The sequence below is a fragment of the Filimonas lacunae genome, from assembly GCF_002355595.1.
GTDB lineage: Bacteria > Bacteroidota > Bacteroidia > Chitinophagales > Chitinophagaceae > Filimonas > Filimonas lacunae.
Genome location: NZ_AP017422.1, coordinates 3863706 through 3879094, shown reverse-complemented (window position 1 = coordinate 3879094; position 15389 = coordinate 3863706). Strand labels below are relative to the sequence as shown.

The 15389-nt window shown below is 46.1% G+C and carries 14 protein-coding genes; 6 read left to right on the top strand and 8 right to left on the bottom strand.

Annotated features, from left to right (window positions below):
- Window positions 1-82 precede the first annotated feature (82 nt).
- A complete protein-coding gene (locus FLA_RS15355) occupies window positions 83-4159 on the top strand; it encodes a PKD domain-containing protein (protein ID WP_076378452.1) in 4077 nt (1358 codons plus the stop codon).
- An 80-nt stretch (window positions 4160-4239) separates the two neighbouring features.
- Here FLA_RS15355 and FLA_RS15350 read toward each other — a convergent pair whose 3' ends face one another.
- The 4 genes from FLA_RS15350 to FLA_RS15335 form a co-directional block, all read right to left on the bottom strand.
- Window positions 4240-4809, bottom strand: a complete 570-nt coding sequence (locus FLA_RS15350; protein WP_076377814.1) for a DNA-3-methyladenine glycosylase I — start codon at window positions 4807-4809, stop codon at window positions 4240-4242.
- A gap of 112 nt (window positions 4810-4921) precedes the next feature.
- On the bottom strand, window positions 4922-5737 hold the full coding sequence (locus FLA_RS15345) for an SDR family oxidoreductase (RefSeq protein WP_076377816.1): 816 nt from the start codon (window positions 5735-5737) through the stop codon (window positions 4922-4924).
- Complete coding sequence (locus FLA_RS15340) at window positions 5734-6204, bottom strand: hypothetical protein (RefSeq protein ID WP_076377818.1); 471 nt, start codon at window positions 6202-6204, stop codon at window positions 5734-5736. Before FLA_RS15340 ends, FLA_RS15345 begins: the two co-directional genes overlap by 4 nt.
- A 9-nt stretch (window positions 6205-6213) precedes the next feature.
- Window positions 6214-7944, bottom strand: a complete 1731-nt coding sequence (locus FLA_RS15335) for a UvrD-helicase domain-containing protein (protein ID WP_231940451.1) — start codon at window positions 7942-7944, stop codon at window positions 6214-6216.
- 96 nt (window positions 7945-8040) lie between these two features.
- Here FLA_RS15335 and FLA_RS15330 point away from each other — a divergent pair, with 96 nt between their 5' ends.
- Complete coding sequence (locus FLA_RS15330; protein ID WP_076377820.1) at window positions 8041-8829, top strand: alpha/beta fold hydrolase; 789 nt, start codon at window positions 8041-8043, stop codon at window positions 8827-8829.
- A 2-nt stretch (window positions 8830-8831) separates the two neighbouring features.
- Here FLA_RS15330 and FLA_RS15325 read toward each other — a convergent pair whose 3' ends face one another.
- Window positions 8832-9710, bottom strand: a complete 879-nt coding sequence (locus FLA_RS15325; RefSeq protein ID WP_076377822.1) for an SDR family oxidoreductase — start codon at window positions 9708-9710, stop codon at window positions 8832-8834.
- A 112-nt stretch (window positions 9711-9822) separates the two neighbouring features.
- Between FLA_RS15325 and FLA_RS15320 the strand changes: the two genes are divergently transcribed.
- Window positions 9823-10194 carry a winged helix-turn-helix transcriptional regulator gene (locus FLA_RS15320; RefSeq protein ID WP_076378456.1) on the top strand — a complete coding sequence of 124 codons (372 nt, stop codon included), beginning with the start codon at window positions 9823-9825 and terminating at the stop codon, window positions 10192-10194.
- A gap of 82 nt (window positions 10195-10276) precedes the next feature.
- Here the strand turns inward: FLA_RS15320 and FLA_RS15315 are convergent, their stop codons facing one another.
- The 3 genes from FLA_RS15315 to FLA_RS15305 form a co-directional block, all read right to left on the bottom strand.
- Window positions 10277-11323, bottom strand: a complete 1047-nt coding sequence (locus tag FLA_RS15315; RefSeq protein WP_076377824.1) for a poly(ethylene terephthalate) hydrolase family protein — start codon at window positions 11321-11323, stop codon at window positions 10277-10279.
- A 157-nt stretch (window positions 11324-11480) separates the two neighbouring features.
- A complete protein-coding gene (locus tag FLA_RS15310; protein ID WP_076377827.1) occupies window positions 11481-12116 on the bottom strand; it encodes an NUDIX hydrolase N-terminal domain-containing protein in 636 nt (211 codons plus the stop codon).
- Window positions 12117-12174: 58 nt separating this feature from the next.
- Window positions 12175-12585 carry a hypothetical protein gene (locus tag FLA_RS15305; RefSeq protein ID WP_076377829.1) on the bottom strand — a complete coding sequence of 137 codons (411 nt, stop codon included), beginning with the start codon at window positions 12583-12585 and terminating at the stop codon, window positions 12175-12177.
- Window positions 12586-12675: 90 nt separating this feature from the next.
- Here FLA_RS15305 and FLA_RS15300 point away from each other — a divergent pair, with 90 nt between their 5' ends.
- The 3 genes from FLA_RS15300 (at window position 12676) to FLA_RS15290 (ending at window position 15326) form a co-directional block, all read left to right on the top strand.
- On the top strand, window positions 12676-13590 hold the full coding sequence (locus tag FLA_RS15300; RefSeq protein WP_231940450.1) for an AraC family transcriptional regulator: 915 nt from the start codon (window positions 12676-12678) through the stop codon (window positions 13588-13590).
- A 65-nt stretch (window positions 13591-13655) separates the two neighbouring features.
- Entirely contained in the window at window positions 13656-14387 is a 732-nt protein-coding gene (locus tag FLA_RS15295; protein ID WP_076377831.1) for an SDR family oxidoreductase, read from the top strand.
- A gap of 102 nt (window positions 14388-14489) precedes the next feature.
- Window positions 14490-15326, top strand: coding sequence for an SDR family oxidoreductase (locus tag FLA_RS15290; RefSeq protein ID WP_076377833.1), 837 nt, complete (start codon window positions 14490-14492; stop codon window positions 15324-15326).
- Window positions 15327-15389: the final 63 nt, after the last annotated feature.

The following is a 15389-nucleotide window of genomic DNA, read 5'->3' as shown; positions in this document are numbered from 1 at the left end:
TTACCGGCAATCAACGGTAGGCGTCCTGTTGCTGTTTTAAGAAGGATGTATGTTTTTTGAATGAACTTATATGGTAACTGCTATGAAACTAATATTTACAATCATGTTGGCATGTGTAGCGGGTTTATGTAATCTGGCAGAGGGCCAGCAGCTAACCAATGCAGGGAAAGAATTCTGGGTGGGCTATGGGCATCACCAGTTTTTTGAAACGGGTAATACCAACGGGCAGGAGATGGTGCTGTACCTGAGTGCAGAACAAGCTGCTAAAGTAACGGTGAGCATTAATGGTACCACCTGGTCGCGGGATTATAATGTGGCTGCCAACACGGTAGTGGCTACGGAATATATGCCTAAATCTGGCCTGAGTGATTGCCGGTTATATACCATTCCTCCTTCTTTTGGTGGCACAGGAAGTGAAGGTGTGTTTAACAGGGGTATTCATATTGTCAGTGATGTACCTATTGTAGCCTATGCGCATATATTCGGAGCGAATAGTTCGGGTGCTACCATGTTACTGCCGGTGAATACCTGGGGCTTTACCTATACTTCGCTCAATTTTACGCAATACTTTAATATTGATTGTTTTTCGTGGCTGAATGTGATTGCGAATCACGATAACACAAAAGTGCAGATCACCACTACTACGCCCACGCGCGGCGGGCATAATGCCAATGAAACCTTTGAAATAACCCTCAATAAAGGGCAGGTGTACCAGATGTTGGGCGCAGGCATCAGCAACCCTGCAGGGAATGGTTATGATATTACGGGCACTACGGTTAAGAGCGTGCCTAACGCGGGCGGAGAGTGTTATCCTATAGCGGTTTTCAGCGGCAGTAGCCGTACCCGTATGTTTCTCAACTGTACTACATCTATGGGAGGAGACAACTATATTCAACAGGTATTTCCTTCACAGGCCTGGGGTAAGCAGTATCTTACGGCACCTACCTCTATCAGCACCAGTGCCCGGGTGCTGATGCCCAACTATTACCGGGTGCTGGTGAACGATCCGGCCACGGTAGTAAAATGGAATGGCATTCCATTAACCGGGTTAATCAATAACCAGTATTATGAATTTTCCAGTAGCAGCGCTGATTACATTTCGGCAGATAAGCCTATTATGGTAGCGCAATACATGCCTTCCACAGGTTGTAACGGCAGTGTATTGGGCGATGAGGAAATGTTTTATATCAGCCCTATGGAGCAGGCCATTAAGCATGTGGCTTTTTACCGCAATACTAAAATGAATATAGAGGTAAATTACCTTACTCTTATTATACCTACAGAAGGGGTGAAATCATTAAAAATAGATGGCAGCAGCACTTTCGATTACCAGTATGCCCATACTAACATGCCGGGATACACTGTGATTGTAAAGCGATGGAAAGCTGCGCAGGCCCAGGTTTCGGTAAGCAGTGATTCTGCTTTTACTGCTATTACTTATGGAGAGGGGGGAACCGAGTCGTATGGTTATAATGCCGGGGCGTATTTCGATAACCTGAATGGTATAGGAGAGATTAAAAACCTATATAGTTCCGATACCACTGCCAGTGTGTATACCTGCCGTAAAACGCCTTTTCTGCTTGCTGTTTGGATTGCTTATAAACCAACACAATTATTATGGGCCTTTAGTGAGGCGGGCAATATTGTCCCTGCTACAGATGTAATGGAGGTGAACCCCGTGGCAGTAGATTCACAAAAGATCAACAATGTATGGTATTACCGGTATAAGCTTGCACAGTCTTATTCCTATACCGATACTGGCATGCAGGTGATACCCGTGTATTCTACTCATCCGGCCATTGAAAACTGTAACCACACCGAAATCATCAATATTGTAATAACAGTAAAGAATAATGCAGTAGCCGATTTCAGTTTCTCTAACAGTCGTTCCGGTGCAGGCACTACCAACTGCCGGTTGGATACTTTTTATTTTGCAGCGCAAACCACGGCCACCCGTTTACGGTGGAGTTTTTCAACAGATATAGCAGATACATCGTTGCTGGCAACGCCAGCTAAGTATTATGCTGCTGCCGGCATTTACCCGGTGCATTTGCAGGGGATATACCCGGATGGTTGTGTTGCCGATACGGTAAAAAATGTGCAGGTCTATCAACCGCCCACCGCGGGCTTTACGCTGCCTGCCGGAGTGTGTGCCCAAACGGCTGCGCCATTAACCGGTACAGGTGCTTATAGCGGCCCGGCTGCAATACAGGGCGTGTATTGGCAATGGGGCGATGGGCGAACCAGTACAGATATGAATACTACATCCGTAACCTATGCCAATGCCGGTACCTATACGGTAAAGCAGGTGGTAAAAGTGTCGGGTATGTGTGTAAGTGATACGGCGTCGAAAGTGATCACGGTGTATGGTAAACCCACACCCGCGTTTACTGCATCGCAGGGCTGCCTGGGAGCAGATGGTATGGCACAGTTTACCAACACATCTACTGTTTCCGATAATCAAACAATGACGTATCTGTGGAGTTTTGGCGATCCGGCTTCTGGTGCTGCCAATGCTTCCACTATTACCGACCCTAAACATTATTACAGTGCTTATAATACTTATACTATTTCCTTACAGGCTACCACCAGTAATGGTTGTGTGGCCGATACGCTGGTAAGGGTGGCTTTCTCGCTCAAGCCCGCTTTTACGTACGATGCACTGGATAATGTGTGTGTGAATACAAAAGGAACGGTGTCGGTGGCAAAGGCGGCTGTTACCAATGGAGTAGAAGGTTCGGGTGTTTATTGGGGGCCGGGCACAGATGGGGCTGGTAATTTTACGGCTGCTATAGCTGGTGAAGGTACACACAGCATCTGGTATGTATTTCAGGCTAAGGGTGGTTGCCGGGATTCTGCTGCGCAAACCATTACGGTGTATCCGAAACCTACAGCAGCTTTTACAGCAGGCAACACTTCTTTTTGTGCTAATACCACTACCACGCTTGCCGATGCCAGCACCATTACCAGTGGCACTATTCAAAGCTGGTACTGGAACCTGGGTAATGGTAAAACCGTAATGTATGCCAATGGTAGTGCATTTACAGCAGCGTACGCAGCAGGTAATTATACGGTAAAACATGTGGTAATGTCTGATAAAAACTGTGTCAGCGATACCGCTTCTCAAATACTGGCGGTACATCCATTGCCAGTGGCCGATTTTACTGTACCGGGCTATGTGTGTCTGCCTGCCGGTAAAGCGCAGTTTACCAATAAAACAACTGTGCAGGGTGGAGAAAGCATGGCGTATGTATGGAATTTTGGCGATGGCAGCACTACCACTACTACTGTACATCCTTTGCATACTTATGCCAGTGCAGGCACTTACATTATTCGTCTCCAGGCAACCACGGCCTCGGGTTGTGTACACGACACTACTAAAAATATTGCGCAATTCTACAACCAGCCACAGGCAGGTTTTACAGTAAGTCCCGAAGCGGCCTGTCAGGACGCTACTGTAAAGTTCACCAATACCAGTGTGGCTAATGGTGGGTCTATTACCAAATGGAATTGGTTGTTTGGCGATGGTACTACCAGCTCTACCACCAACCCGGATAAAAAATATGAGAAGGCGGGCGATTATGTAGCCCGGCTGATTGTGAACAGCTCGGAAGGTTGTGCTTCGGATACGGCTTCTAAAAATGTATCTATCTTCCTGCGGCCGGTAGTAGATGCCGGTCCTGATTTCATTGTGGAAGAAGGGGCTTCTGTAACGCTGGCGGCCACTGTTACTGATGCCACAGCCGCCTTGTTATGGACTCCCGCAGCAGGGCTTAGCAATGCTACTGCGCTGCGTCCAACACTGGTAGCTATGGAAGATATAACCTATAAACTTACAGCTACCAATGCACATAACTGTACAGGGTGGGATACTGCTCATGTGAAAATTTTAAGAACAGTGCTGGTGCCTAATATTTTCACGCCTAACGGGGATGGGATCAATGATACCTGGGTGATTAAAAACCTGTCGGATTATACCAACGCAGTGATGCAGGTGTTTGACAGGTATGGTAGCAGGATATGGCAGTTAACCGGTTATGCGCATGCCTGGGATGGTACGGTGAATCAAAAGCCGGTGCCACCCGCTACTTACTATTATATCATTGATTTGAAAAATGGTACTAAACCATTGAGCGGCGCGGTGACTATTATCCGGTAGGTCTCTGCCAGCGGGTAATAGCATCAGGGCCTTACCGGAAGGAGTGATCGTATCTCTATTGTATACTTACTAAGCTTCTGCTATTTGGCAGAAGCTTTTTTTACAGGCTGATGCCATAAAGGCTTAGCCTTGATTATTTTAGCGTAAACCGAACAGTCTGCTGCGTGTGCGCCAGGCAGGAAACCAGTGCTCATTAAAAACTCGTTCACAATTTCACCACCGGTAAACCGAAAGTTTTTCTTAAACAGCTTCACCCATTCTTCTTTTGTTTTGGGGTGATGGCTTTCCAGCCATTTTTCAAACGAGCCGTGTTCTTTTTGCAGGGCCAGTATAGTATTGGCGTTTTCTATAGCGGCGTTTATTTTTAAACGGTTGCGTATAATGCCTGCATCGTTCATCAGCCTTTCGCGGTCAGCTTCGGTATAAGCGGCTACCTTTTTAATACTAAAGTTGTGATAGGCTTTTCTAAACCCGGCTTCCTTCTTTAAGATGGTTTCCCAACTTAAACCGGCCTGGTTTATTTCCATAATCAGCCTGCCAAACAGTTCGTTGTCGTCATGAATAGGATAGCCATAATGGTTATCGTGATAGGTTTTATGCAGCTCTTGTTGAGCGCCTGTCATATTTTGAATAACCCGGCAGTAAGACATGCTGTTTGCTTTTGTGATGAAGGTGCAAAGATGGGGTTAATTTTGTTTGTTTGCTAAAAAAGTTGGGATTTGTAAGGGCGTCAATGTCAGGAAAGGGAGGTGAACGAAGGTATTAAAGCCAGTTAAACCAGTTATCCACAACAAACCGGTAATGGAGTCTTTCCAGTTGTATGCTGCTGATGGTCTTACCGGTGCAAGGCTCTTCGGTAAAAGTGGGGGGTGTTAAACCAGCGCTTACCGCAGCAGCCTGGTAAAACTCTTTTTTGGTGGGGTGATGTGGGGCGCAGGCATTGAATATGTGACCAAATGCCTGTTGCTGCACAATGGCTTTGCAAATGCCAATACAGTCGGTAAGGTGTATCAGGTTTACAGGTAATAAGCCGCCGGGCACGTTCAGCTTTGCTGCCAGAAAACGGCCGGGATGTCTTTCGGGGCCAGCCAGTCCGGCAAAGCGAATAATTGTGGTGGTAAAACTGGTTTCCTGGGCAAACAGCTGCTCTGCTGCTACCAGTATATGGCCCGATTGGGTATCGGGTGAAGCTGGAGTTTCTTCGGTAATCATTCCATTTACATTACCATATACACTGGTAGAGCTTATAAACACTACATGGGCTATGGCCTGCTGCCGGATGAAGGGAAGCATTTCACGCATAGCTGCCAGATAATCATCCCCCTTCCCCGAACGAACTTTGGGAGGAATGGCAATAAACAGTATATCACATTGAAAGATGGCGGTATCAGGTGTAATATTATCAGGCGAGGGCAGCGGTAACAGGTAGGGAATAATGCCTGCTGCTGTTAACTGCGTTAGCTTGTCGGCTGAAGTGGTGGAGCCTTTTACGGTAAAATCCTCCTGTATAAAGGCTTGCGCCAGCGGCAGGCCCAGCCAGCCGCAACCCAGTATACTTATGGTAGTGTTTGGTGTCATACGCTTGCTTTCAATAACCGGCGGAAATCATATTGCAAATCTTCGTGCATGCTGTTAATAGCTTTGTCAATCTTTTTCAGCTGTTGCTCAAACAGGTTGTTTAATACCGTGCTTTTATCCAGTGCTATATGGGCTTGCTTTACTTTGCTGCAGAAGTAGATGAGCAGCTCGGTTTCTACCTGTTTGTCGCCACTGTATTTGATGTATTTGTTTACAGTGCGCAGTATTTTACGCAACACCTTCTTTACCAGGTACAAGGTAGCGGGTAAGGAAATAAACTCTTCATCCATATACGCTTTTACGACGCTGATATAGCTTTCTAAATCGTGGGCTTCAAACAGCAGAAAGGTAAGCAGCTCTTTGTTCTCTTTCTTAAACTTAGCCAGGCGCAGGCATAGCTCCAGCAGCTCGTTGGCCGGAACATTGCTGAGTTCATTTTTTAATTCGTGTATGCTGGCTGTTTTCATCCTGCTAATTTAGTTTTTGCCGTTCAATTCTTTAATTCTCCTGATAACATCTACCGGCGTTCTTCCAAAAAACTTAGCCAGTTCTATAACCGGTTTGCCATCTGCAAACAGGCGCAGCAGGCGTATGTCTTCATTGTTTTTCCAGGGCTTTTGTCCGCTGTTGGTGTTGCGGCTGGCCTGGTAGGTACGGCTTTTGGCTGCGTACTGTACGGTGGTTTTGGGTTTGGCTACCGGGGTAGCGTCATCTTCTTCCGACAACAGCTCTTCCGGTATGTTTATTTTGCCCCTGGTGCGGGTAACCGCCACATACAACAGGTTTACTTCTTCGGCCAGTTTAGGAATGTTGGCGTCATCCTGCCGGGCCAATATACTTTTGATCTTGTCTTCTGTAATAAAATCGCCGGCCAGTGTCACCTCATCATACTCCATGCCCTTACAGCGGTGTACGGTAGAAAAGATCATGTCGGCCTTTTCTTTATCGTTATGCTCCAGGTGATCTTCTTTCAGCTTTTTAATATAGCCGGCTATTTTTTTGCCATATTCCTTTACTACTTCCACCAGCATACGTAGCTGTGCGTCGCCGGTATTATCAATATAGTCTTCCAGTTCATCCAGGTTGGCCATAGAGGCAATCAGCGGATCGCGTATGCGGCCTTTTTCACCGGTGTATAAATTCAGTACATCGTATATAGAAGCTCCGTCCGAAGCATAGGTATAGTTTTCAATCCTGCCTTCAAAGTATACAGAGCTGATCTCCTTTTTTTCAATCAGCAGTTCAATGGCTTTTACCAGCAGGCCGGCATTGGTGCGGGCTACTACGGCGCGGGTTTTTACTTTTTCGGGTGGTTTGCCAGCTCCTTTTACGGTAATGGTGGTGTTTTTCTGAAAACGTTTTTTCCAACCGATCACCTCGGTAGCCAGTTCGGCAATTTCCTGGTTAAAGCGAAAACTGGTGCTTAAATGAAACGTAGGATAAGCTACTTTCTCCAGCGAGTTCACTGCATTGCGCCAGCCATATATCTGCTGGTGACTGTCGCCTACAATTACCTTGATGGCCTTTTGCGATAAAAAGATGTCCAGCATGGCTTCCGAAGCATCCTGGCCTTCATCAAACAATATCACATCATAAGGCAGTTGTGGTTTGGTGAGTTGTAGCTTTTTCAGGTAAAAATCGTGCGTGATGCCTATTTCGGCTTTATTCATTTTATCCAGGAACAACCGTGCCTGGTATAGAATGGCTTCTTTATGCCGGTTTACGAATTCCAATGCTTCTGCATCGGTAACGGTGTCTTCATAATTCACCTCCTGCACCTTTAGCTTGTTGCTGTTGCAAAAGCTGGCTATCAGGGCACTGATATGTGTAGCTAAAATGTATTCGGTGTGTTTGCCCGTATAGTTGTTCAGCTGTAAAATTTCTACTATCTCCGGTATCTTGTAACCTTCTGTTTTTATGGTGTATTTGCTGCCGGCTACAATGCGCGAAAAGGCAAGGGAATGTGCGGTGTCTACTTTTACATGGTGCTGTCTTTTAGCCGAAAACTTCTTTTCTGCTTCCAGCTTCACCGCCTTATTAAAGGCCAGATACAGTATTTTCTGTTGCGGGCGTGCTGCGGCATAAGCCAGCAGGGTAGTGGTTTTACCCGAACCTGCTACCGCATTTATCTTAATATTTCCTGTGCTGTTAACAATGGCCTCCTGTTCCTGCGTAAGCATGGCGCGAAAGTAGGTAAATCGTACCATTTTGTCTTATTTAGCCCTTTTTATGGCGCTTTATACGCTGTGGTAGGGTGGTGTACTATTGTATATTTGAAATACCAGTTAAACACGTTACAACTTATGGCTATGAACACAGTGGATACAACCCCGGGCAGAACAGCCGAGGTGAATGGATTACAGATATACTATGAACTACATGGCTGTGGTACGCCGCTGGTATTGCTGCATGGCGGTGGCTCTACCATTACTTCTACTTTTGGTAGGATATTGCCGTTACTGGCAGCCCTGCATACGGTGGTGGCAGTAGAACTACAGGCACATGGCCGTACACCCGACCGGGGCCGTGCTTTAAGTTTTGAACAGGATGCAGATGATGTGGCGGCACTATTGCAACATTTACAAATAACACAGGCCGCTGTAATGGGGTTTAGCAATGGCGGTACAACAGCCCTGCAACTGGCTATTCGTCATCCGCAACAGGTAAGCAAGCTGGTGCTGGCTTCTGCTACTTATAAAAGAAACGGCATGCAGCCAGGCTTTTTTGAAGGTATGCAGCAGGCTGCTTTGGAGCATATGCCCGCATTATTGCAAAAAGCATTTCTGGAGGTGAATCCCGATGCTGCTGCATTGCAAACGATGTTTAACAGGGATGTGGAACGCATGCTGGCGTTTACTGATATTGCAGAAGATGCTATAAAAAGCATAGCGGCTCCTGCATTGGTGATAAACGGAGATGCGGAAGTGGTGTGTGCCGGGCATGCGCTGGAATTGTCGCGTACGTTGCCGCATGCGCAGCTGGCCATTCTGCCGGGCGGTCATGGCGATTATATAGGGGAGCTATGTTCACTACAACAAACTGCCATTCCCGCCCTGGTAACAGAGATGATAAAAATGTTTCTGAAAGCGTAAGGCTATTGTGCATACACCTGGCGCAGGTAGCTTTCTACACTGGCAGGTTTACGCTGTAAAATGTTTTCGAGCTGGCCGGGAATATCAAACTCGTTCAGCGCGGTGGTTTGTGCAAAGGCTGCCAGCATACTTACAAATACAGGTGGCACACCTGCCTGTGCTAATGTGCTGGTATAAGCATCCATATCCGGCGATACATATTGAATGGTTTTGCCGCTTATTTGCGAAAGGATGCTGGCTATCTTTTCCCAGGAAAGGCCTTCCGATGCCGAAATCTCTACATGCGTATTGGAATAGGGGGCAGCAGAAGCAGTTAATAGTATTGCACCTGCTTCGGCCATATCGGCGCTGGTGGCAAAAGTGGTTTTACCGCTTCCTGCCGGAAAGTATAAAGTTTGAGTGCTCATTACCTGCGGGCCGGCAAAATCAGGAATGATATCTGCATACAGCGCATGGCGTAAAATGGTATAGGTCAGGCCGGATGCCGCAAGTAATTGCTCGGTATACAAATGCGAGTTGGATACCAGGGCCAGCGGTGAGTTAGCCTCCAGGTTCTTTCTTTGAAAGCTGGTGTAAAACACATGTTGTATACCGGCAGCTTTGGCTGCATTCACTACGTTTTCATGTTGTTGCTCCCGCTTGCCCATTTCATTGCCTGAAATCATGTACAATTTTTGCACACCTGCAAAGGCTGTGGCTAATGTAGCAGGTGTGTCGTAGTCGCCTGTAAACACCTGTACGCCTTTTGTTGCCCAGTCAGCTGCTTTAGCTGCGTCTCTCACCAATACACTGATGTTTCCGGGTTGTGTTCTGTTCATCAATTGTTCTACTACCTGCCTGCCCAGGCGACCTGTTGCGCCTGTTACTAAAATCGTGCTCATACTTTGTTATTTTTGAGGAAGTAAAGGTATTGGCCCGCTTTATCTGTTACAAGAAGGTACCGCAATGTGCGCTGCTTACCTGCAGGTGAGTATTGTTTATAATCAGTACATTATGATTAAAGAATTTCTGGAAAAAAACGAAGATTTAACAGCTTGTCCGGTAAGGGATATCATGGATAGAGTGAGTGATAAATGGTCGTTGCTGATTCTGGTGGTACTGGATGAATATGGTACCCTGCGTTTTCACCAGATCAGTAACCTGCTGAGTGCTATTTCGCAAAAGGTGCTCACTTCTACTTTAAAAACGCTGGAAGCGGATGGATTGATTGCGCGGCAAGTGTATCCGGAAGTGCCGCCACGCGTGGAGTATAGTATTACTGCTATAGGCAGCAGTCTAATACCTGCTGTAAAAGCGCTTACCGACTGGGCCGAAGTGCACATGCCGGCTATTAAAGCTTCCCGTGCTGCGTTTAAAAAGAGATAAACGAAACCCGCTGTATAGCAGGACTGGTTTTAGCAGCTTGTTATACAGCGGGTATAAGTGTTTTTGATAGGTGAGAAGTTATTTATTGGCAATAGTTGATTCTCGGATTATCAGATGAATTACAGGAAAACAGGTATTTACTTTGTAAAAACTGTGGGGTAGGGCTATCGGTTACTTCAAGGGGAGTAAGCGCCTGCCCGTTGTAAGAAGGCAGGGTTACCTGCGCTGCCGATCCATTTCCTAAACAGGTGTTCTTAGCTGCCGCATTGCCGTTAAAACTATAATCGATCATGGCGTCCAGTAAACGGTATATCACATAGTAATCATATGCATCATAAGCGCTACGGGTATTGGGCAGGTCGTGCTCTGCGGTATAAGTATAGTTGGGTAATTCAGTTTTCTTCACCAGTATATAATCTTTCTCGGCATTGGCAATGTTAATGCGTTTAAAAATGTCAATGGCCATCCGGTGGTCGTTGGTAACATCATCATTATACACCTCTGTAATCAGTTTGGTATTGGCCGGGAAGGTGTTGAGCATAGAGTCGGTTAACTGGTAAGAATACCACTGCGCCATCGCGAACAAAAAGCGGCCGTTTTGTCCCCAGCCTTCCTGTGTAAAAGCCTTATACGCCAGAGCAAAAGAAGCGCCACCGCCAAAGGAATGGCCCATAAAGCCCACCTTTTTGGTATCGATGATATTAGGGTAATTGGTAACCGCTTGTTTAAAGCTTTGCCAGAGGGTATTGTAGCGCGAATCCACCGTTACTCCAGTGGTTGGGTAAGGTGCAAACACTACCGCATATCCTTTTTTAGCAATGAACTCATACAAGCCAATATTATAAGAAGCTTCTTCACCGCCATAAGGGTGCGAGTAAAAAATAACCGGGCAGGCAGTAGTGGCTTCTTTCGGGTAAAAAACAGTTACCTGCTTACCGCTGTAGGTAGGGCTGGCAAAACTGATGCTGGCAACGGTATAGCTGCCATCTTTACCATAGCCGCTGGTGGGGCGCGATACCGGCCCGGCCAGATCGTCGTCTACATAAGGGGTAGTGGTAGCACTTTCGGTATTGTTCTTTTTAGAACAAGCGAATAACAGCACGGCGCATAATAATGCAACTGGTTTCATAATCTCGTTTTAAATGGGTTACTGTAAAGAAAATATAACTGGGGTGAATAAACGGGAGTTGTTTGGTTAAGGCTGATGGATATAAGGGTGAAGCTGCTGGCGCAGGGGGTAAAAAAACACCCTCTTTATAAAAAGCAGGTGTTTGTATCAACCGGCATTAGTCGGCAATAGCTTCTGTGATATTATTAATATAGTTATGATACAGCAGTTGAATTTGTGAAGCCAGAATTCTGTCCTCACTCAGCTCGGGCAGTTTGTCGATGCTAAAAAATGCCACATCCAGCACGTCAAACGCTTTTTCAAACGTCCAGTCGCCGGTTACCTGGCATAAAAAGGCCATTTTATACACGTAAAAAGGTTGTGGCGGGTGTGGATGCATTTTTTTATCAAATACAGCCAGCAGTCTTACCACGTGGGCGGTTAAACCGGTTTCCTCCTTTACTTCTTTGATCACCGATTCAGATGCGGTGTTACCCACATCGGCCCATCCGCCCGGCAATGTCCATTTACCATCTGCACGCTCCTTTACCATCAGTATTTCATTGGCTTCATTAACAATAAAAGCCCGCACATCTACTTTAGGGGTAGGGTAGTCGGTTACCTGGCTGTAAAAGTTTTGAATGGTTTCCAAGCTGTTGCCGGTTAAGGCGGCCATTGCGGTAGTGGCAGTTTCCTTTAAATCGTGATAACGCTCACGGCCATACTCGTCTTTGCAATAGAGTAAACCAGTATCGGCTATGGATTGTATTTTTTGAAATGCCAGTAGTAACTGTTCGGATAAGGATTTGTCCATAATACGGTAGAGATAAGTGATTCTTCCACAATTTAGGGGAAACGGTTGAGAGACGTATCTATTCTCCCCCATCCTGGAAAATGGCTAATGGATCTTCCGGGTCGTAGATAACATCATCTTCATACCTGTTACTTTTAGAAAGACGAATAGGATAGAGCCAGTCGGAGTATAGAGTGTAAATATGGGGTGCCACGCCGGCAACTGCCGCGGCTTGTTGCAGATCTGCGAAAAAGTACTCTATAAAGCCAAAGTCATAGCCCGTTTTTCCATAATACAAACATTCGGCAGGTTTAATATTGTCCTGTGTTTTTATCCATTTATCCAGGTTGGCAAATTCCAGGAAGCTGCCTTCTACTACCACTGTATACGGGTAGTGTAGTAGTAGTTTTTCTCTTTCCTGTTTGTCATCCGCATCAAATATATAAGCTGCGTATTCGGCCAGCATATCCTCAAATAACCAGTGTCTCATATTAGTTTAGGTTGAATAGCTAAATAAAACAATGTTAGGCAATCTCTGTAACTTCATCACCATTCATTACACGAATTTCCGGTGTTAACAATGAGCAATACAGTAAAAGCAGGTGAGGTGTTTGATGCCGATATGGTGATTCCACGGTATGCTTTTGAAGCAGACGCAACGGTGGGGAATCCTTATTTTCATATCAACAGGGGAGAATGCGTGATGAATTATGAGCAAAAGGAAGACCTGTTGGTGCCGCACCGGAAAGATCATTACTTTATGGTGTTTGTGAAAGCGGGTAATAGCAGGCACTGGATTGATATGACGCCCTATACCGTTCAATCCAACGCCTTTTATTTTTGCATACCGCACCAGGTGTTGCTGAAAGAAGATATTCAACCTTTTACAGGCTTTGTGATCAGTTTTACGAAAGAATTCCTCGCTTTGGATGAGCACGGCTTTTTACAAAACCTGCCGGTGATACAAAATCCGCTGAACGGGCACGAACTGTTACTGAACGAAACAGACCAGGTATATATTGAAAACCTGTTAAACCAGCTGATGGCAGAATACCTGTTAAAGCATGAATGGCAGATGCAGATGTTATTGTCCTACATGAAAACACTGCTTATTTATCTCAGTCGTTTGTATACCGAGCAGTTTAAACATCGCGAACCGGGTAGTAACGCGTTGCTCAAAAGCTTTCTGGCTAAAGTGGATGCCCTGTTTATTCAACAACACGACGTGGCAGCTTATGCCGATATGCTGCATATTTCGGCGGGCCATTTAAGCGAGGTGGTAAAAGAGCAAAGTGGCAAGCCGGCCATTGCGCATATACACGAAAGGCTGATGCTGGAAGCCAAACGTTTGCTGTTCCGCTCTGAAGGTTCGGTGAAAGAAATAGCTTACGAACTGGGCTTTGAAGATGCTTCTTATTTCAATCGCTTCTTTAAACGCCTGGCCGGACAAACACCTGTAGAGTACCGGAAGTTTGTCCGTGAAATGTACCATTAATGCCGGGCAGAGTACAAGATTGCCCGGTATGCCTGCCCATAGCTTTGCTGTAAAATAAAACAGCAATGAAAACAGTACTGATTACAGGCGCTAACAAAAGCATTGGCTATGAAACAGCAAAATACCTGGCTGCACAAGGCTATTATATTTATATAGGTAGCCGCGATATCAACCGGGGGCAGCAGGCGGTAACGCAATTACAAAAAGAGGGATACACTTCGGTAGAAGCCGTGCAATTGGATGTTACCGATGCCAGCTCTGTACAAAAAGCAAAAGCATATATTGAAAGCAAAGGTGGCGTACTGGATGTGCTGATTAATAACGCAGGCATACTGGGGCAAATGCCGCAGCAGGCCGGGAGCGTGGCCACTGAAAATGTGAAAGAGGTGTTTGAAACCAATTTCTTTGGCGTGATCACCGTTACGGTTGCCTTTCTGGATCTGCTAAAGAAAGCAGCACAACCACGTATTGTAAACGTAACTTCCGGACTGGGTTCTCTTACTTTACACAGCGATCCTGCATGGAGTTATTATGCTTATAAAACCGCTGCCTATGGTACTTCTAAAACAGCTTTGAATGCTTATACCGTGGTATTGGCCTATGAGCTGCGCGATACTGCTTTTAAAGTAAATGCAGTAGATCCGGGATATACAGCTACTGACTTTAACGAGCACAGGGGGCCGCGTAATGTGGCTGATTCGGGAGTCTTTATTGCTAAGTACGCATTGCTGGATGCGGATGGCCCTACCGGTAAATTCTTTAGCCCGGAAATAGCCGGAGAAGAAAGCCCCTGGTAACCGGGATGTTTGATTTTTGCTGGTAATGGTTTGAATACTACAATACACCGGCATAACCTATGGCCGAGCTTTGCGTTATTATTACAAATAAACGCAAGCAATATGAGTAAAGTATGGTATGTAACAGGCGCATCGAAAGGGTTGGGGCTGGCACTGGTGAAATTATTGCTGGAAAAAGGCCATAAGGTGGCGGCTACTTCGCGTAAGCAACAGGAGCTGGCGAACGCCCTGCCCGGTGCGGATGCTGCACAGTTTTTACCGCTACAAGTGGATTTAACCAATGAAGAAAGCATAGCAGCTTCGTTGGCTGCTACACACGCACATTTTGGTGGGCTGGATGTGGTGGTGAACAACGCAGGCTATGGTATTGGTGGCGCTATTGAAGAGTTAAGCACGAAGGAAATGATGGACAGCATACAAGTAAACCTGGTAGCTATGGCACAGGTGGTGCGCTATGCGATGCCTTATTTAAGAAAACAACGCTCGGGTAACATTATCAATATTTCGTCCATTGCCGGTGTGGCGGGCGCTATGGGTTGGGCTATGTATGCAGCATCCAAGGCAGCAGTTATTGGCCTTACCGAGGTGCTGGCGCAGGATGTAAAAGAACTGGGCGTTAAAGCCACGGTTATTTGCCCCGGTGGTTTCAGAACAGAATTTTTAACCGCCGAATCGCTGGTGATTGCTAAAAATAGCATTGAAGACTACACCGGTATCCATGCCAGTCATCAACGCTATTTAAGCATGAACAAAACACAGGCGGGCGACCCGATAAAAGCGGCAGAGGTGATGATGCAACTGGTAGAAAACCCAGCCCCTCCGGTGGTATTGTACATTGGAACAGATGCCTATAACCGGGCAGCGGCTAAAATGGATGAACACAGGGTAGCGCTGGAAGAGAATAAAAACATCAGCTTTTCTACCGATTACACTGTGTAGGTAGTGCCGGCAAATGAAAAAGCAGTGGATGCTTTACATGGGTAACATGTAAAGCATCCACTG